This is a genomic window from Intrasporangium zincisolvens (assembly GCF_034724055.1).
Classification (GTDB): domain Bacteria; phylum Actinomycetota; class Actinomycetes; order Actinomycetales; family Dermatophilaceae; genus Monashia; species Monashia zincisolvens.
The window spans coordinates 239691-257759 of record NZ_JAWIIL010000005.1 but is presented as its reverse complement, the minus strand read 5'-3'; the positions used below and the strand labels follow the sequence as shown (position 1 = coordinate 257759).

The window sequence follows — 18069 nt, the reverse complement described above, 5'->3', positions numbered from 1 at the left end:
TGCCCGAACTCGCCGACCCGGGTGGAGGGCGGGCACCGCCCCGCCGGACGCGTCAGGTGCGCCAGATGGTGACGACGGCGCGGTCGTCGCCCAGGCCGGCAGCAGCCTGGTCGCAGAGGCGCTGCGCCAGGCCCTCGAACCCGGTGCGGATGAACGACTCGGCCCGGCCGAGCATCCGGTCGATGCCGTCGACGAGCGCCTTGTCGCGAGCCTCGATGACGCCGTCGCTGTAGAGGACGAGGGCGTCGCCGCGGCGGATCGTGCCGCTCTCGCGCGGGTACCGGGCCTCCTCGATGACGCCGAGGAGCGGGCCGCGCCCACCGGTCAGCATCCGCCACCGGCCCGAACCGGCCGCGAACTGCGCGGCGGCGGGGTGACCGGCGTAGCCGATGGTGAAGTTGCCGCTCTCGAGGTCGACGGCGACGTGGACCGCCGTGGCGAACCCTTCGGCCCAGCGCAGCCGGAGCAGGTGGTTGTTGGCCGAGTGGAGGAACCCGTCCTCCTCCGTCTCGCCGAGCAGGCCGCCGAGCGCCCCGGACAGCAGCAGCGAGCGCGTGCCGGCCTCGCGTCCCTTGCCGGACACGTCGACGAGGGCGACCTCGAGCGTGCGTCCGTCGGTGGACCGGCTCGCGACGACGAAGTCGCCGGCGAAGCCGTCACCGTAGGCGGACTCGAGCGCGACCTCGGCCTGCCACGTCGGCGGCAGCTCGGGAAGCTCGCCCTGGGCGCGCAGCCGGTCGCGCATGTCGACGAGCATCGACTCGCCGCTGACCCCGACGACGCCGACCTGGGCGCGGGCGTGCGAGAGCCAGAGCATGAGCAGCATCGTCGCTACGGTGACGATCTGAGACCCGGTCGTCGAGCCCTTGATGTCGCTGAGGTACACCCCGAGGATCGACATGGCCAGGAAGAGCCAGATGAAGACGACGAGGAGGAACCGCGGCTCGAGGAAGAGGCCGGCGGCGACGACGAGGAGGCAGTAGACGCTCCACGGCACGGCCAGCGGCCACTGGTAGATGGCCGCGGTGCCGATGATGCCCAGCGTCAGGAAGATGCCGACGATGACCCAGGGAGCGCGCGACAGCCACGGGCCGAGGAGGCTCAGGCGTCGGAGGGGTCCGGCAGCGTAGCCCGAACGGCGAGAGACGATGCTCTCGTTGGTCGCCACGTGCCTCCCTTGCTGGGCTGGAGGGGAGCCGGCCCGGGGCGTCCCGTCAGGACGCGTCCGAGTCCGGCAGCGCCGGCAAGTCCCCCGTGTTCTCGTACGCGGAAACCATACCGAGACGACGGGCGTGGCGCTCCCCATCTGAGAAGTTCGTCCCGATGAAGGTGTCGACGATAGCGATGGCGTCCGGCACCGGCGTGAACCGCGCACCGATGGACACGACCTGCGCGTCGTTGTGCTCGCGGGCGAGGCTCGCGATCTCGGTGGAGTACGCGAGGGCCGCCCGGATCCCGCTCACCTTGTTGGCCGCCATCTGCTCGCCGTTGCCCGAGCCGCCGAGGACGACGCCGAGCGAACCCGCCTCGGCCGCAACGGCCTCCGCAGCGCGCAGGACGAAGACCGGGTAGTCGTCCAGGGCGTCGAAGGTGAACGGGCCGTGGTCGACGACGTCGTGGCCGGCCCCGCGCAGGTGGGTCAGGAGGGCCTGGTGCAGGTCGAAGGCCGCGTGGTCGCCGCCGATGTGGATGCGCATGTCCGTCCTTGGGTGCGGGGTGGGTGCGGGGTGGGTGCGGGGTGGAGAGGTCAGTCGAGGATCGGGCCGAGCGTACGGGTGCGCTTCAGCTCGAAGAAGCCGGGCGTCGAGGCGACGAGCACGCAGCCGTCCCAGAGGCGCAGGGCGTCCTCGCCCTTGGGTGCCGGCGTGACGACGGGCCCGAAGAAGGCGACGCCGGCGACCGAGATGATCGGGGTGCCGACCTCGGTGCCGACGAGGCTGATGCCGCGCTTGTGGCTGCGGTGCAGCGCGGCGTCGAACTTCTTGTGGTGGGCCTCCTTGGCGAGCGCCGCGGGCAGGCCGACCTCGTCGAGGGACTCGCGGATGACGGCGTCGAAGTCGCTCATCTTCCGCAGGTGGATGCGCGTGCCCATCGCGTCGTAGAGCGGCTTGATGACCCGGTCGCCGTGCGCTTCCGCTGCGGCGATGATGACGCGGACCGGACCCCACGCCTCGTCCATGCGCGCCCGGTAGGCGGCGTCGAGGTCGTGGCGGTGCTCGTTGAGGACGGCGAGGCTCATGACCGACCACGTCACGCGGAGGTCGCGCAGGCGCTCGACCTCCATGAGCCAGCGCGAGGTCATCCACGCCCACGGGCAGATCGGGTCGAACCACATCTCGACGGCCTGGCCCCCGCCGCCGTCGGGCCGAGTCGCCGTCGAGGTGGTCGTGGTCGGGGGTGAGGGGGTCGCCGCCGTCATGGTGGACATCCTCGCACCCGCCCGAGAACGCCCACACCGGCCCTCGACGAGCCGTATCGCGGTGGCGGTGCAGGGGTGGTCCCGTGCGAGGATGTCCGGGCGACGAGGCCGTCCGACCGGTCCCGCCTGTGTCGCACGTCACGCACTTTCCGTCCCCAGGAGGTCCCTTCGTGCCCGGCAAGAACCTGACCCGCGAGGAGGCGGCCGCCCGGGCCGCGGTCCTGCGGGTCGACAGCTACGACGTCCGTCTCGACCTCACCACGGGTCCCGAGACGTTCCGCACGGTCACGACGGCGCGGTTCGCCTGCTCCGAGCCCGGCACCGAGACGTTCATCGACCTCATCGCGGACTCGGTCGAGCGCGTCACCCTCAACGGCGCCGACCTCGACGCGGCGGCCCTCTTCGCCGACTCACGTGTCGCCCTGCCCGGCCTCGCCGCCGACAACGAGCTGACCATCGAGGCCACCGGCCGGTACACGAACACCGGTGAGGGCCTGCACCGGTTCGTCGACCCGGTCGACAACGAGGTGTACCTCTACACCCAGTTCGAGGTGCCCGACTCCCGCCGCATGTACGCGGTCTTCGAGCAGCCCGACCTCAAGGCCGCCTTCACGTTCACCGTCACAGCGCCCGCGCACTGGAAGATCATCTCCAGCTCCCCGACGCCGCAGCCCGAGCCCGCCGGTGTCGCCGACGGCGTCGAGAAGGCCACGTGGTACTTCGCGCCGACCCCGCGCATCTCCTCCTACATCACCGCGCTCATCGCCGGCCCATACGACGAGGTCCGCGACGAGGTCCAGACCCGACGCGGCACCGTGCCCCTCGGCGTCTTCTGCCGCAAGTCGCTGACGCAGCACCTCGACGCCGACAACATCTTCGACTGCACGAAGAAGGGCTTCGCGTTCTTCGAGTCGGAGTTCGACCAGGCCTACCCGTTCGAGAAGTACGACCAGGTCTTCACGCCCGAGTACAACATGGGCGCGATGGAGAACGCCGGGGCCGTGACGTTCACCGAGATGTACGTCTTCCGCTCCAAGGTGAGCGAGGCGAAGATCGAGCGCCGCGCCCTGACGATCCTGCACGAGCTGGCCCACATGTGGTTCGGCANCTCCAAGGTGAGCGAGGCGAAGATCGAGCGCCGCGCCCTGACGATCCTGCACGAGCTGGCCCACATGTGGTTCGGCAACCTCGTGACGATGAAGTGGTGGGACGACCTCTGGCTCAACGAGTCCTTCGCCGAGTGGGCCTCGACGACGTGCCAGGCCGAGGCCACCCAGTGGAGCAGCGCCTGGACGACGTTCGGCACGGCCGAGAAGGCGTGGGCCTACACCCAGGACCAGCTCTCCTCCACGCACCCGATCGCCGCCGACATGCGCCACCTCGAGGACGTCGAGGTCAACTTCGACGGCATCACCTACGCCAAGGGCGCCTCGGTGCTCAAGCAGCTCGTCGCCTACGTCGGCCGTGAGCCGTTCGTCGCGGCGCTGCGCGAGTACTTCCGCAAGCACGCCTGGGGCAACACGACCCTCTCGGACCTGCTCGGCGAGCTCGAGACCGCATCGGGCCGCGAGCTGACCGAGTGGAGCAAGCTGTGGCTCGAGACGGCCGGCGTCAACACGCTGCGCCCGTCGTTCGAGGTCGACGCCGACGGCCGCTACACGCGCTTCGCCGTCGAGCAGACCGCCGCCGAGGAGTACCCGACGCTGCGGCCTCACCGCCTCGGCATCGGGCTGTACTCCGTGGAGGGCGACGACCTCGTCCGGACGGCGTACCACGAGGTCGACGTCGCCGGTGAGCGCACCGACATCGCCGAGCTCGTCGGTGTCTCGCAGCCGGATCTGCTGCTGCTCAACGACGACGACCTCGCCTACGCCAAGATCCGCCTCGACGAGCGCTCGCTCGCCACAGCACTGGCGCACCCGCGCGGCTTCCAGGACTCCCTCCCCCGCTCGCTCGTGCTCGGCGCGACGTGGGACATGACGCGCGACGCCGAGATGTCGGCGCGCGACTTCGTGCGCTTCGTGCTCGAGACCCTCCCCGGCGAGAGCGACTCGACGCTGCTGCGCGTCCTGCTCGGCCAGATCGTCCAGTCGACGCGCCTCTACGTCGCGCCGGAGCACCGGGCCGACACCTCGGCGCTGCTCAGCAGCTCGCTGCGGGCCCTGGCCGAGTCGGCAGAGCCGGGCAGCGACGCCCAGTTCCAGCTCGTCGAGGGGTGGGCCAACACGACGGCCGACGCCTCGGACGCCGACCGCTTCCGGGCGCTGCTCACCGGCGAGGCGTCGCTGCCCGGCCTGACGGTCGACACCGAGCTGCGCTGGACGTTCACCCGCGCGCTGGCCGCCCTCGGCGTCCTCACCGACGCCGAGCTCGAGGCCGAGCTCGACCGCGACCCGACGGCCACCGGCAAGGAGCGGCACGCCGAGGCCCTGGCCTCGCGCCCGACCGCCGAGGCCAAGGCCGACGCGTGGGCCAAGGCCGTCGAGCAGAACGTCCTGTCCAACCAGATGGTCGACTCGGTCTCGGCGGGCTTCCGCCGCAGCACCGACCTGTCGCTGCTCGAGCCGTACGTCGCGAAGTACCACGCGATGCTCGTCGACGCGTGGGCCGCGCGCAGCGTCGCCATCGGCGAGCGCGTCGTGGGCGGGTTCTACCCGTTCGCGCTCGCCAACACCGAGCTGCTCGAGGCCTCGGACGCCTGGCTGACGGCCAACCCCGACGCCCAGGCCGGGCTCGTGCGCACCGTCGCCGAGAACCGCGACACGATCGCCCGCGCCCTGCGCGCGCAGGAGGCGGACCGCCGGGCCTGACGCGCCCGGCGCCCGAGCGCCCGTCCGGCCCCTCACCGGGGTCGGGCGGGCGCTCTCCCGCTTCACCCGTTTGGTCGTCCCGCCATGACGTCTGCGACCATCGTGACGACGCCCCGGCGTCCCCGCAGCATCCCTCCACCTGCCCCCGAGAGCACCGACCGAGACTCTGTGACTGACCTACTCACGACCCTGACCCAGCCCTTCACGCACGTCGCCGGCACGCTCACGCGGCCGGCAGCTGCCCTCGCGACACCAGCGACGACACCAGCGGCGTCGCCGTCCGCGACGACACCACCCCTGCCCGGAACGGAGGGAGCGTTGGAGCTCTCGATGCCCCAGCTCAGCTGGTCGGAGGTCGGCGACTGGCTCGTCGGCACGCCCCTGCTCATCATCCTGACGATCGTCCTCGGGATCGTCGTGCGCTGGCTCGTGCACCGGCTCATCAACCGGGTCGTCGCGACGGCCGCCTCCAAGCGGGCCGAGCGGCTCGCCAGCATCCTCGGCACCCGCCGCGCCCCCAGCTCCGTGGGTGCCGCGAACGTCCGACACGTGCAGCGCACCCAGACGATGGGGGCCCTGCTCAAGAGCATCACGACGTTCGTCGTCTTCGGCCTGACCGGCCTGACGGTGCTCTCACTCGTCGGCATCCCGCTGGCGCCCCTGCTCACCTCGGCGGGCGTCGGCGGTGTCGCGCTCGCCTTCGGCGCCCAGAGCCTCGTCAAGGACTTCCTGTCCGGCGTCTTCATGATCATCGAGGACCAGTACGGCGTCGGTGACGTCGTCGACACGGGCGAGGCCGTCGGCACCGTGGAGAACGTGTCGTTGCGCATCACCCAGCTGCGCGACGCCCAGGGCATGACCTGGTACGTCCGCAACGGCGAGATCATCCGCATCGGCAACAAGACTCAGGGCTGGTCGACGGCGATGGTCGACATCCCCATCGCCTACGACCAGGACGTCGAGAAGGCGATGACGGTGATCCGGGAGGTCGTCTCGGTCATGGACGACGACGACCGGTGGCGCGACATCCTCCTCGAGGAGCCGAACGTCGTCGGCGTCGAGTCGATGTCGGCCGGCGTCATCACGATCCGGGTCCTGGCCAAGACCGTGGCCAACGAGCAGTTCGCCATCCAGCGCGAGATCCGCGAGCAGGTCAAGGGAGCCCTCGACCGCGCCGGCATCAAGAGCCCGTCACCGGCCCTGCCGCCCTACGGCGGTGGCAAGCCGCTCTGATCGCGCCGCAGCCCACCTGAGAGACTTGCGCCCGTGACCTACTACGAGGACTTCGGCGGCCACGAGACCTTCGCCAAGCTCGTCCACGAGTTCTACCGCGGCGTGGCTCAGGACGAGGAGCTGCGCGCCCTCTACCCCGAGGACGACCTCGGCCCCGCCGAGGAGCGCCTGCGGATGTTCTTCGAGCAGTACTGGGGCGGGCCGACGACGTACTCCGAGCAGCGCGGCCACCCGCGCCTGCGGATGCGGCACATGCCGTTCACCGTGACGCCCGACATGCGCGACCGTTGGCTGCTGCACATGATGAACGCCGTCGACACCCTCGCCCTCGCCCCCGAGCACGACGACCTGCTGCGCGACTACCTGACGCGTGCCGCGTACTCCCTCGTCAACGCCCCGGGCCCCGACGGCACGTTCTGAGGTCGCGCTCCCGGGCCCGGGCAGCCGCACGACTCACAGCAACTCACAGGTCGGACCGCTCACGCGGGGGCGCCGGCCGTGCTGTGCTGGTCGTGGACCCACAGGGCGGTCCGAGGCTGCCCGGCAAGGAGGCTGGAATGGTCGAGCTGAACCGCACCGTCGTCGGGTTCGCCACCGCCGGGGCGGCAGCGCTCGCCATCGGCTTCGGTGTCTCCGCCGTGGCGCGTGCCGACACCGGATCCCCGCCCGCAGCGAGCAGCGGCTCGTCCACGACTCCGGCACCGGGCGCGACCGGCGGTCCCGGGTACGGCAACGGCCACGGGAACGGCAAGGGCCACGGCTGGGGACCGGGTGGACGTTTCGGTGGCGGACCGGGTCACGGCGCCCTCGGGCACGACCTCTCCGCCCTCGCGACGCAGCTCGGCGTCAGCGAGTCGACGCTGCGCGACGCGATGAAGGGCGCCCGCGACGACCTGCGCGCCGCCCAGCCGAAGCCGACGACGCCTCCCACCGCGCCGCCGTCGGCCGCTCAGCGACAGGCGGCCCTGGACGCGTACACGGCGGCGCTCGCCAAGCGGCTCGGCATGGACGTCGCGAAGGTGCGCTCGGCGATCGACGCCGTCCGTGCCGCCGAGCAGGCCGACCGGCAGAAGGCCCTCGACGACCGGCTCGCCCAGGCGGTCAAGGACGGAAAGCTGACGCAGGCCGAGGCCGACGCCGTCAAGAAGGCGGCTGCCGCGGGCGTCATCGGCATGGGCGACGGCCCGCACTGACGCGTCCGGCCGGCCTAGAGGGCGCGCAGGGCCGGGACGACGTGGTTGTGCAGCAGCGGTGCGAGGTCCTCGGGCAGGTCGCCGGCGAGGTCGAGCCAGCGCTGCTCGGCGATCTCCGCGCGCGGCTCGGGCCGGTCGGCCGGGTCGAGGGGCGCGACGTACACCGTCGCGTCGACCCACGAGTCGGGCTCGTTGGCGGCGACGTCGTGGAACCGCCCGAGCGGCGTGCCGGTGCCGTGCGGCAGGACGAGCCCGACCTCCTCGCTCACCTCGCGCAGGGCGGCCTCGTACGGCGACTCGCCCGGGTCGATCTTGCCGCCCGGCAGCATGAACCGGCTCGAGCCGGCCTTGCGCACCGTGAGCAGGTGCCCGTCGCGCAGGAGGCAGAAGGCGGCCGTGACATAGGTCGTCATGGCCTCGACGCTAGCGGTGGGGTGCCCGCCGGCCCCCACGGCACCCGGTAGCCGGTCATCCAGGCGCCGGCGCGCTCGGTGGCGAGGTACCGGAACACGACGCGCAGGCCGGCGTCGCGCAGGCCGCGGCCGACGCGTCCGGGCACCTTCGCGCTGCTGCTGCGGGCTCCCGCGGCGACGATCCGCTCGACGCGTCGGCGCCGGGCCTGCTCGTACGCGGCGAGGGCGTCGTCCGGGTCCGCGTGGTCGCGCAGGCTCGTGGCGAGGACGACGGCGTCCTCGAGCGCCATCGAGGCGCCCTGCCCCGAGCTCGGGGCCGGGGCGTGGACGGCGTCGCCGACGAGGACGGCGCGTCCGCGGCGCCAGCCCGCGACGTGGCGCAGGTCGTGGGTGTTGTCGGCCCACAGCTCGAGCCGGCCCGCGCGCACGAGCGCGGCGGCGGGCCCGGCATCGGCGTCGAGGAGGTCGGCCAGGTGCTCGCGCCACTGGTCGGGCGTCGTCGCTGCGCGCTCCTCGGGGGTGATGGGCGGGCGGGGCTCGTTGACGAACCAGACGACGTGACCGGCCGGGGTGCGGTGGGCGCCGAAGAAGCACCGGGCCCCGAAGACGAAGTGCCAGGCGCGCTCGGGCAGCCTCTCGGCCAGGGGCGAGGCGGGCGTGATGCCGCCGAAGTTCGTCAGGCCGACGTAGCGCGCGGGTGCGGCGTCGGGGTCGATGGCCCGGCGCACGACGGAGTGGACGCCGTCGGCGCCGACGAGCAGGTCGGCGGTCAGCGTCGTGCCGTCGGCGAGACGGGCCTGCACCGCGTCGGCCGTGTCGACCACCTCGAGCACCCGGGCGTCGTGGCGCACCTCGACCCCTCGGGCGGCTGCCTCGTCGGCGAGGGCGAGCGCCAGGCGGGACCTCTTGAGGGTCAGGCCGACCCGGCCGTCGTCGAGCGGCACGCCGAGCGAGAGGGAGCCGAGGTGGCGGCCGGTGCTGCCGACGATCTCGTGGCCGTCCGTGGCGAAGCCGAGCGGCTCGAGGGCGCCGCGCAGGCCGAGCACGTCCAGCGCATGCAGGCCGTTCGGCGCGAGGGTGAGGTAGGAGCCCTTCTCGCCGTCACCGCGCGGCCAGGCCTCGAGGACGACGGGTTCGATGCCGACCCGGTGCAGGGCCAGGGCGGTGGCGGGGCCGGCGATGCCGCCTCCGACGACGAGTGCACGCATCTTGCTAGCCTTTCTTACGAGAACCAAATGATTTGATTTTCGAAAGATAGGTGCGATGAGCCCGTCCCGTCAACCCGCTCGCGAGGACCTCGTCGAGGCCCTCGGTTCGGCCATGCAGCAGTACCAGCGTTCGGTCCAGGCCTTCGACGACGCCGTCGGCCGGCTTCTCGACCTCGGTCCGAGCGACCTGCGCTGCCTCGACTGGCTCGTCGACGGGCCGAAGACGGCGGGGCAGCTGAGCGCTGGCATCGGTCTGCGGCCCGCCGCGACGACGGCCCTCGTCGACCGGCTCGCCAAGCGTGGGCTCGTGCGGCGACGCCGCTCCGAGACCGACCGCCGGGCCGTCCTCGTCGAGATGACCGAGCAGGGCAACGCCCTGACGTGGCAGGCCTACGGGCCGCTCGTCGCCGCGGGCCGCCCGATGCTCGACGAGCTCTCCCCCGAGCAGCTCGCCTTCATGACCGGCTACCTGCGGCGGATCACGGCCCTGACCGACGACCAGCGCGAGAGGCTCGGCCGGCGCGACTGACGCGGCTCGCCGCGGACCGGTGCCGGGCGCCGGTCAGCGGTGCGGCGGCCCGGCGTCGACGCGTCGGCGCAGCTCGGCCACACCGTCGGGCCCGGCCGGCACGTCCCACCAGCTCTCGACCCACCAGGTGGCGCCGGCGTCGGCCCACGCCGCGGGCTCGGCCGGCTCGAGCGAGGCGAAGTCGCCCCACGAGTCCGCCTCGACGACGACGTCGTAGCCCTCCCACGGCAGCCCGAGCTCGGCCCGCAGCCGTCGGACCGGGTCGACGACGGCGGCGAAGGCCTCGACGGTCCTTGCCTCGCCGTCGGGCGGGTGCACCGCGGGGATCAGCCCCTGCCAGCGCGCCGCCCGCTCGAGCGAGCGCTGCCGCCCGCCACCCGGCGTCGGGGCGCCGACGACCCACACCGGCGGGTGCGGCCGCTGCGGCGTCAGCGCCGGCTTCGGGAAGTCGTAGGGCACGGTGCGGTAGAACTCCCCCTCGTACGTGAGGTCGTCGCCCCGCGACAGTCCGGCATACACCTCGAGGCACTCGTCGAGCTTGCGGGCCCGCACGCCGCGGCCCTCGTCGGCCTCGAACGCCGTCCACCCCGGGTGCAGCGCACCGAGCCCGACCGACAGGAACGCGCGGCCGCCGCTCAGCCGGTCGACGGTGCCGACGTCGGTGGCGAGGTCCCACGGCCGGTAGCGCGAGGCGGGCGTCAGCAGGGTGCCGAGCCGGATGCGCTCGGTGGCCACGGCGGTGGCACCGAGCAGGACCCACGCGTCGGTGCCGAAGAGCGCCTCCCACGTGAGGACGGCGTCCCAGCCACGCTCCTCCCCGAGCCGCGCGAGCTCGACGAACTCGTGCTCGGTGGTGAACGGGACGACGAAGCCGTAGCGCATGGACCCTGCCTACCACCGGGTCCGGACACCGGCCGACGGGCCGCGATGCAAGATCTTGCAATTCTTTCTTTGAGTTTCGGTCCTGATGCGGAACGATGGTGGCCCGTGACGCGATCAGCAACCCAGACCCTCACGACCGACACCGCGGCGGACGTCCGCGAGGCGCCCAGCCCGATCCACGCCGCCGACCGCCCCGACGCGGCGTGGTGGCGCCAGGCCGTGATCTACCAGATCTACCCGCGCTCGTGGAGCGACGCGAACGGTGACGGCATCGGCGACCTGCCGGGCATCACCGCCCGCCTCGACCACCTGAGCGCCCTCGGCGTCGACGCGATCTGGCTCTCGCCCTTCTACACCTCGCCGCAGGCCGACGCCGGCTACGACGTCGCCGACTACCGCGACGTCGACCCGATCTTCGGCACGCTCGCCGACGCCGACGCCATGATCGCGCGCGCCCACGAGCTCGGCCTCAAGGTCATCGTCGACATGGTCCCGAACCACAGCTCCGACGAGCACGTCTGGTTCCAGGCCGCCCTCGCGGCCGGCCCCGGCTCGGCCGAGCGCGAGCGCTACATGTTCCGCGAGGGCCGCGGCGAGCACGGCGAGCTGCCCCCGAACAACTGGGAGTCCGTCTTCGGCGGCGCCGCGTGGACGCGCGTCACCGAGGCCGACGGCCGCCCGGGCCAGTGGTACCTGCACCTCTTCGACCCCAAGCAGCCCGACTTCAACTGGGAGCACCCCGAGGTGCGCGCCGAGTTCGAGTCGATCCTGCGCTTCTGGCTCGACCGGGGCGTCGACGGCTTCCGCGTCGACGTCGCGCACGGCCTCATCAAGGAGCAGGGCCTGCCCGACACCGAGGAGGAGCGCACCGTCATGCTCGGCCACGCCGAGCACGACGACGACGCCACGCCCGCCGTCGCCCAGTCCGAGGACGCCCCGCGCATCGACCACACCAAGCGCAGCCCGATGTGGGACCAGGACGGCGTCCACGAGGTCTACCGCGCGTGGCGCACGATCCTCGAGTCCTACGGCACGCCCGACCGCATCCTCTGCGCCGAGGCGTGGGTCGAGCCGCAGGAGCGCGCCGTCAAGTACGTGCGCTCCGACGAGATGCACCAGGCCTTCAACTTCGACTTCCTCACCTCCTCGTGGGTGGCCGAGGACCTGCGTGCCGTCATCACGTCGTCGCTGCACGCCGCTGACTCGGTGGGTGCACCCTCGACGTGGGTGCTGTCGAACCACGACGTCGTGCGGCACGCGTCGCGCCTCGGCTTCGCGCCGGGCACGCCGCGGATGAACGGCATCTCGGCGACCGACCCGCAGCCCGACCGCGCGCTCGGGCTGCGCCGGGCCCGCGCTGCCACGGCGCTCATGCTCGCCCTCCCGGGGGGCGCGTACGTCTACCAGGGCGAGGAGCTCGGCCTGCCGGACTCGACCGACATGCCCGCCGAGTTCCGCCAGGACCCGACCTTCTCCCGGACCGAGGGCGCCGAGACCGGCCGCGACGGCTGCCGCGTGCCGATCCCGTGGGTCGCGGGCGCCCCGAGCCTCGGCTTCGGCCCGTCCGACGCGACGTGGCTGCCCCAGCCGGCCGTCTACGACGAGTACGCCGTCGACCGCCAGATCGGCGTGCCCGGCTCGACGCTCGAGCTCTACCGGTCGCTGCTCGCCGCGCGTCGCCGCCTGTCGCTCGGCACCGGCTCGCTGACGTGGGTCGAGGGCTACGGCCAGGACGTCGTCGCGCTGACCAACGGCGCCGAGGGCCGCGAGCGCGTCCTCGTCGTGGCGAACCTCGGCACCGAGCCCGTCGAGCTGCCCGAGGGCGTCGACGTGCTCGTCACCTCGGGCCCGCTCGAGGACGGCCTCGTGCCGACCGACACGACCGTCTGGGCCCTCTGGGCCTGAGCCTCACCCGTCGCACGAGGGCGCTCCCGGTCACCGGGGGCGCCCTCGTCGCGTGACGGGCAGTCGGTGACGGGGGCCGCGGCGAGCGCCTAGTCTCGCGGCATGACCGTGCCGGCCCCGCGCCCCCGCCCCTACCTCGCCCGGACGCCGGTGGCCCTGGCCCACCGGGGCGGCGCGCTCTACCGGCCGAACGTCGGTCTCGAGAACACGATGACGGCGTTCGGCAACGCCGTCGACCTCGGCTACACCCACCTCGAGACCGACGTGCACCTGACCAGTGACGGCCGCCTCGTCGCCTTCCACGACACCCGCCTAGACCGGGTCACCGACCGCGCCGGGCTCATCCACGACCTCACGTGGGAGCAGGTGCGCGGGGCCACCCTCGGCGAGGGCGAGCACGTGCCGCTGCTCACCGAGGTGCTCGACGCGTGGCCCGAGGTCAACCTCAACATCGACCTCAAGGCGGCCGGCACCGCTCCGGTCCTGTGGCAGCTCGTCGAGGAGCGCGGCCTGCACGACCGGGTGTGCGTGGGCTCGTTCTCGCAGCGCAACATCGCGCAGTTCCGACGCCTGGCGCGCGGCCGTGTCACGACGGCCGCTGCGCCGGTGGGGGCGGCCGTCACCCGCTACGGGCCGCGGTGGCTCGCGCGGTGGCTGCACTCCCCCGCCGAGGTGTTCCAGGTGCCGGCCTCGTTCCCGGTCCGCGGCCGCGTCGTCGAGGTGGTGACGCCCGGCTTCGTCGCCGCCGCCCACGCCGCCGGCAAGCAGGTGCACGTGTGGACCATCGACGACCCCGAGCAGATGCACCGCCTGCTCGACCTCGGCGTCGACGGCCTCGTCAGCGACCGCATCGACGTGCTCAAGCAGGTGCTCGTCCAGCGGGGCGCCTGGACCGGGCGCTGACGCGTCGGACGTGGTGGACGCGTCGGACGTGGCGACGCGTCAGCGCACGAGGACGTGCCCGCGGACCGTGGACAGACGCGTCCACCGTCCGTTCGTCGACGCCGACGCCTCCGCCCCCGGCGCGGTGAAGCCGAGGACGTGCGCGCCGAAGGCGAGCCCGGCCGCGATGGGCGGCACCGTGTCGGTCATGGCGCCCCACACCCGACGCCGCAGCGCCGTGACCGCGTGACCACCGGCGCCGTCGGGCGTGCCCTGCGCGATCTGCGAGATCCCTTCGCGCGCAACGGCGTCGACGGCCTCTGACGCGAGCCGCCCGACCGGCTCCCACCCGTCGCGAGGCGGGGTGAGGCCGCTCCACGACGCGCGGACCGTCGTCGGCGGGACGGCGAGGACGCTCGAGCCGTCCGAGGGGTCGCGACGGGCCAGCCGGTCGCCGAGCGAGGCGAACGACACCGTGGCGTCGACGCCGCCGTCGGTGCCCTCGGGGCGCACCGGCGCGACGCGCAGGCCGAGCACCGTCCCCTCGCCGAGCAGGCCGGTGCCCTCGAGGACGGCGACCGTGACGAGGACGAACCCACCGACGACCTGGAGGCGCACGGCCCCGTCGGGGTTGGCCCGGCGCGCGCGGCCGAGGAAGGTCTCGAGGTCGGCGAGCGCGCGGGGGTCGCCGAGGTCGACGTGCTGGGTGGAGGTGCTCATGGCCGCCCCCTCACCGACGACGCCGGAACGGGGCCGGCCCGCCGCGGTGGCCCTGCAGGGCGGCGCGCTCCTCGGGCCGCATCCGGCGGGGCGAGGCGGACCCGAAGTCGTAGAGCGCCAGCTCGGTCTCGGCCACGGCGTAGACGACCTCGGCGCCCGGGGTCAGGTGGGTCTCGGTGCCCTCGGGGTCGATGCCCTCCGGGTCGGTGACGATGTAGGCCACGTCGAAGCCGGCGCCGCCCACGCGCGAGACCCACAACCGGATCTCGACCGGCGCGTGCCGGAACCCGAGCGGCCGGCGGTACTCGATCTCGTGTCGCGCGACGAGGGCGCCCTCGTCGAGGAGCGACTTGTCGCCGGCGCCACTCGCGTCGAACCAGTCGCGGAAGGCGATGACGCGGGCGTCCTCGAGCAGGCGCAGGAACTGGACGTTGTTGATGTGGGCGTAGGCGTCCATGTCGGACCAGCGCAGAGCCACGTGCGCGGCGTAGGGGGTGTGCGCGTCGGTCGTCCCATCGGTCATGCTGCCCATCCTCGCAGCCCGTCCACATCCCCGACCCGGATGCCCACGCGCGTCCACAGCGGGACACGGGGATGGTGGCCGCGTCGGCGGTGGCACGTAGGTTGGGGCCCATGTCTGGCATGCCCGTGACCCCCGCCGCCGAGCCCGCGACCCACCCGACCGGCACCCCCGACGCGTCGGTGGACGACCGGATGCGGGCGCGGGCCACCGACGCGCTGCGTCGGCTCGTGGGCCGGCCCGACGCCGACTTCCGCGACGGTCAGCTCGAGGCCATCGCCGAGCTCGTCGAGGGGCGTCGCCGGGTGCTCGTGGTCCAGCGCACGGGATGGGGCAAGTCGGCGGTCTACTTCGTCGCCACGGCACTGCGACGCGCCGAGAGAGCCGGGCCCACCGTCATCGTCAGCCCGCTGCTGGCGCTGATGCGCGACCAGATCGGCGCCGCGCAGCGAGCAGGCATCCGGGCCGTCACGCTCAACTCGACGAACGCCGACGAGTGGGGCGAGGTGTCAGGGGCGCTGGCGCGCGGCGAGGTCGACGTGCTGCTCGTCAGCCCAGAACGGCTCAACAACCCGCGCTTCCGCGACGAGCAGCTGCCGCACCTCGCGCGCACGTGCGGTCTCCTCGTGGTCGACGAGGCGCACTGCGTCAGCGACTGGGGCCACGACTTCCGGCCCGACTACCGCCGCATCCGCGACCTGCTCACGACGCTGCCCGAACGCACCCCCGTGCTCGCCACCACGGCCACGGCCAACGCCCGCGTCGTCACCGACGTCGTCGAGCAGCTCGGCGCCGGCGGTCGCGACGTGCTGACGTTGCGCGGCCCGCTCGCCCGTGCGTCACTGCGCCTCGGCGTCCTGCCGCTCGCCGCACCCGAGCAGCGGCTGGCCTGGCTCATCGCCCACCTCGGCGAGCTGCCCGGCTCCGGCATCGTCTACGCGCTCACCGTCGCCGCGGCCGAGGACGTCGCCGCCGCGCTGCGCGAGGCGGGCCACGAGGTCGCCGCCTACACCGGGCGCACCGAGCCCGCCGAGCGCATCCGGCTCGAGGAGGCGCTGCGCGACAACTCCGTCAAGGCGCTCGTGGCCACCTCGGCGCTCGGGATGGGCTTCGACAAGCCCGACCTCGGCTTCGTGCTGCACCTCGGGGCGCCGTCCTCACCCGTCGCCTACTACCAGCAGGTCGGCCGTGCGGGTCGTGCCACCGAGCGCGCCGACGTCCTGCTCATGCCCGGCCCCGAGGACAAGGACATCTGGCGCTACTTCGCCTCGGCGTCGATGCCGCGTCAGGACCAGGCCGACGCCGTGCTGCGCGCCCTGTCCGAGTCGGCCAAGCCGCTGTCCACCGTGGCCCTCGAGGCCATCGTCGACGTCCGACGCACCCGGCTCGAGCTGCTCCTCAAGGTGCTCGACGTCGACGGCGCCGTGCAGCGCGTCCCCGGCGGCTGGACCGCCACCGGCGAGCCCTGGGCCTACGACGAGGAGCGCTACGGCCGCGTCACCGAGGCCCGCGAACGCGAGCAGCAGCTCATGGTCGACTACGAGCGCACCGACGGCTGCCGCATGGCGTTCCTGCAGACCTGCCTCGACGACGCCACCGCGGAGCCGTGCGGGCGGTGCGACGGCTGCGTGGGGCCGTGGTTCGACGCCACGATCCCCGACGCCGCGGTCAACACCGCACGGTCCCGGCTCGACCGCCCCGGCGTCGCCCTCGAGCCGCGGGCCCAGTGGCCCTCCGGGATGGACCGCCTCGGCGTGCCGCTGCGCGGCCGGATCGCCGCCGACGCCGCGATGACCGAGGGCCGCGCCGTCGCGAGGCTCAGCGACCTCGGCTGGGGCCAGCGCCTGCGCGAGCTGCTCCGAGGTGAGGACCGCGAGCTGCCGCCGGAGGTCCTGCGCGCCTGCGTCGACGTGCTCGCCAGCTGGGGCTGGAGCGAGCGCCCCGTCGCCGTCGTGTCGGTGCCCTCGCGCCGCCGGCCGCGCCTCGTCGAGTCGCTCGCCACCGGCATCAGCGAGCTCGGCCGCCTGCCCTACCTCGGCTCGCTCGACCTCGCCGAGGGCGGCCCGGTCGGTGACCCGGGCGGCAACAGCGCCTTCCGCCTCGCCAACCTGTGGGGCCGGCTCGTCGTCGGTCCCGACCTCGCGGGTCGCCTCGCCGGCGCGCCGGGCCCGGTGCTGCTCGTCGACGACGTCGCCGACTCCCGGTGGACCCTCACGGTGTGCGCCGGCCTGCTCCGTGAAGCCGGTGCCCCGGGGGTCCTGCCCCTCGCGCTCGCCCTCGAGGCGTGAGCTCATGCGTGACCTCGATGCGTGACCTCGATGCGTGACCTCGGCCCCAGGGCGGCGACGGCGCCGCCCGGGGCTGGGTAGGGTCGGCTCGTGACCGACGAGATCACCGTGCTGCCGCCCATCGAGGACCTCATCGACGTCCTGACCCTCAAGGACGTCGGGACCGCCCACATCGCCGTCACCGACGTCGCCGGGCGCGATGCCGCCGAGTCCATCGGCGCGACGTCGGCGCGCGTCTTCGAGGGCCGCAGCCAGAAGATGCCGCACGGGCGCGTGTTCGGCGGGCAGGTGCTGGCCCAGTGCGTCATGGCCGCCGGCACGACGGTCCGCGAGGTCGACGAAGACGGCCCGAGGCCGATCCACTCGCTGCACGGCTACTTCATGCGACCGGGCGACGACACGCTGCCGATCCGCTTCGCCGTCGAGGAGATGCGCGACGGCCGCTCGTTCTCGACGCGGCGGGTGCACGCGGTCCAGAAGGGCGCCCCGATCATGTCGATGACGTGCTCCTTCCAGGAGCGCGCGGGCGGCCTCGACCACCAGGACCCGATGCCGCAGGTGGCCGGCCCGGACGGGCTCACCTCGCTCGCCGAGGCGTTCCGCGGCATCGACCACCCGGGGGCCCGACACCTCGCCGAGGCGCGGCCCATCGAGCTGCGCCCCGTCGAGAGCAACATGTTCCTCGACGCCGGCAACGAGCAGGTCGCGACGAACCACGTGTGGATGCGCGCGATCGGCCTGCTTCCCGACGACCCGCTGCTGCACGCGGCCGTCCTCGCGTACTCGAGCGACTACTCGCTGCTCGAGCCCGTGCTGCGGCGCCACGGCCTGGTGTGGACCGACCGCCGGCTGCGCGTCGCGAGCCTCGACCACTCGATGTGGTTCCACCGCGACGCCCGCGCCGACGACTGGCTGCTCTACGCCCAGGCCTCGCCCTCGGCGATCAGCGGCCGCGGCCTGGCGATCGGCCAGATCTACGCCCAGGACGGTGCCCTCGTCGCGACGACGGCCCAGGAGGGCATGGTCCGCGTCAAGGAGGACTGACGCCCAGCAGCAGCTCAGCGCGG

17 protein-coding genes are annotated in these 18069 nt (G+C 73.4%); 9 read left to right on the top strand and 8 right to left on the bottom strand.

The genetic code is table 11. The features are described 5' to 3' along the window. Positions 1 to 52: 52 nt before the first annotated feature. From RY076_RS15515 to RY076_RS15505, 3 genes are read right to left on the bottom strand one after another with little or no spacing between them, the layout of a single operon-like run. Positions 53 to 1168: a PP2C family protein-serine/threonine phosphatase gene (locus tag RY076_RS15515; RefSeq protein ID WP_323099649.1), complete on the bottom strand. Its 1116-nt coding sequence runs from the start codon at positions 1166 to 1168 to the stop codon at positions 53 to 55. 46 nt (positions 1169 to 1214) lie between these two features. Continuing rightward, positions 1215 to 1697, bottom strand: a complete 483-nt coding sequence (locus RY076_RS15510) for a ribose-5-phosphate isomerase (protein WP_323099645.1) — start codon at positions 1695 to 1697, stop codon at positions 1215 to 1217. A gap of 50 nt (positions 1698 to 1747) precedes the next feature. Next, a complete protein-coding gene (locus RY076_RS15505) occupies positions 1748 to 2335 on the bottom strand; it encodes a mycothiol-dependent nitroreductase Rv2466c family protein (protein ID WP_323099835.1) in 588 nt (195 codons plus the stop codon). Between the two features lie 254 nt (positions 2336 to 2589). Here RY076_RS15505 and pepN point away from each other — a divergent pair, with 254 nt between their 5' ends. The 4 genes from pepN (at position 2590) to RY076_RS15485 (ending at position 7655) form a co-directional block, all read left to right on the top strand. Next, positions 2590 to 5229: an aminopeptidase N gene (gene pepN, locus RY076_RS15500; RefSeq protein WP_323099643.1), complete on the top strand. Its 2640-nt coding sequence runs from the start codon at positions 2590 to 2592 to the stop codon at positions 5227 to 5229. A 330-nt stretch (positions 5230 to 5559) separates the two neighbouring features. Continuing rightward, on the top strand, positions 5560 to 6462 hold the full coding sequence (locus RY076_RS15495) for a mechanosensitive ion channel family protein (RefSeq protein WP_323099641.1): 903 nt from the start codon (positions 5560 to 5562) through the stop codon (positions 6460 to 6462). 33 nt (positions 6463 to 6495) lie between these two features. Then, on the top strand, positions 6496 to 6882 hold the full coding sequence (locus RY076_RS15490) for a globin (protein WP_323099638.1): 387 nt from the start codon (positions 6496 to 6498) through the stop codon (positions 6880 to 6882). A gap of 137 nt (positions 6883 to 7019) precedes the next feature. Further along, complete coding sequence (locus RY076_RS15485) at positions 7020 to 7655, top strand: hypothetical protein (protein ID WP_323099636.1); 636 nt, start codon at positions 7020 to 7022, stop codon at positions 7653 to 7655. 14 nt (positions 7656 to 7669) lie between these two features. On the opposite strand, the gene RY076_RS15480 is transcribed toward RY076_RS15485, so the two are convergent. Then, positions 7670 to 8068 carry an NUDIX hydrolase gene (locus RY076_RS15480; RefSeq protein WP_323099634.1) on the bottom strand — a complete coding sequence of 133 codons (399 nt, stop codon included), beginning with the start codon at positions 8066 to 8068 and terminating at the stop codon, positions 7670 to 7672. Further along, a complete protein-coding gene (locus RY076_RS15475; RefSeq protein WP_323099632.1) occupies positions 8065 to 9276 on the bottom strand; it encodes an FAD-dependent monooxygenase in 1212 nt (403 codons plus the stop codon). The genes RY076_RS15480 and RY076_RS15475 overlap by 4 nt, the downstream gene beginning before the upstream one ends. Before the next feature lie 55 nt (positions 9277 to 9331). Here RY076_RS15475 and RY076_RS15470 point away from each other — a divergent pair, with 55 nt between their 5' ends. Next, positions 9332 to 9805, top strand: a complete 474-nt coding sequence (locus RY076_RS15470; protein ID WP_323099630.1) for a MarR family winged helix-turn-helix transcriptional regulator — start codon at positions 9332 to 9334, stop codon at positions 9803 to 9805. 33 nt (positions 9806 to 9838) lie between these two features. Here RY076_RS15470 and RY076_RS15465 read toward each other — a convergent pair whose 3' ends face one another. Further along, on the bottom strand, positions 9839 to 10687 hold the full coding sequence (locus tag RY076_RS15465; RefSeq protein WP_323099629.1) for an LLM class flavin-dependent oxidoreductase: 849 nt from the start codon (positions 10685 to 10687) through the stop codon (positions 9839 to 9841). 105 nt (positions 10688 to 10792) lie between these two features. Between RY076_RS15465 and RY076_RS15460 the strand changes: the two genes are divergently transcribed. Together RY076_RS15460 and RY076_RS15455 are read left to right on the top strand one after the other, a co-directional pair. Further along, positions 10793 to 12592 (top strand): glycoside hydrolase family 13 protein, encoded by a 1800-nt coding sequence (locus RY076_RS15460; RefSeq protein WP_323099626.1) that lies wholly within the window; start codon positions 10793 to 10795, stop codon positions 12590 to 12592. Between the two features lie 102 nt (positions 12593 to 12694). Then, complete coding sequence (locus RY076_RS15455) at positions 12695 to 13495, top strand: glycerophosphodiester phosphodiesterase (protein ID WP_323099622.1); 801 nt, start codon at positions 12695 to 12697, stop codon at positions 13493 to 13495. 39 nt (positions 13496 to 13534) lie between these two features. Here the strand turns inward: RY076_RS15455 and RY076_RS15450 are convergent, their stop codons facing one another. Both RY076_RS15450 and RY076_RS15445 read right to left on the bottom strand, forming a co-directional pair. Then, positions 13535 to 14194 carry a hypothetical protein gene (locus RY076_RS15450; protein WP_323099616.1) on the bottom strand — a complete coding sequence of 220 codons (660 nt, stop codon included), beginning with the start codon at positions 14192 to 14194 and terminating at the stop codon, positions 13535 to 13537. 10 nt (positions 14195 to 14204) lie between these two features. After that, complete coding sequence (locus RY076_RS15445) at positions 14205 to 14717, bottom strand: acyl-CoA thioesterase (protein ID WP_323099613.1); 513 nt, start codon at positions 14715 to 14717, stop codon at positions 14205 to 14207. 110 nt (positions 14718 to 14827) lie between these two features. On the opposite strand from RY076_RS15445, the gene RY076_RS15440 reads away from it, so the two are divergent. Together RY076_RS15440 and RY076_RS15435 are read left to right on the top strand one after the other, a co-directional pair. Then, positions 14828 to 17002: a RecQ family ATP-dependent DNA helicase gene (locus RY076_RS15440; protein WP_413785785.1), complete on the top strand. Its 2175-nt coding sequence runs from the start codon at positions 14828 to 14830 to the stop codon at positions 17000 to 17002. A gap of 90 nt (positions 17003 to 17092) precedes the next feature. Continuing rightward, entirely contained in the window at positions 17093 to 18046 is a 954-nt protein-coding gene (locus RY076_RS15435; RefSeq protein ID WP_323099610.1) for an acyl-CoA thioesterase, read from the top strand. Positions 18047 to 18069: the final 23 nt, after the last annotated feature.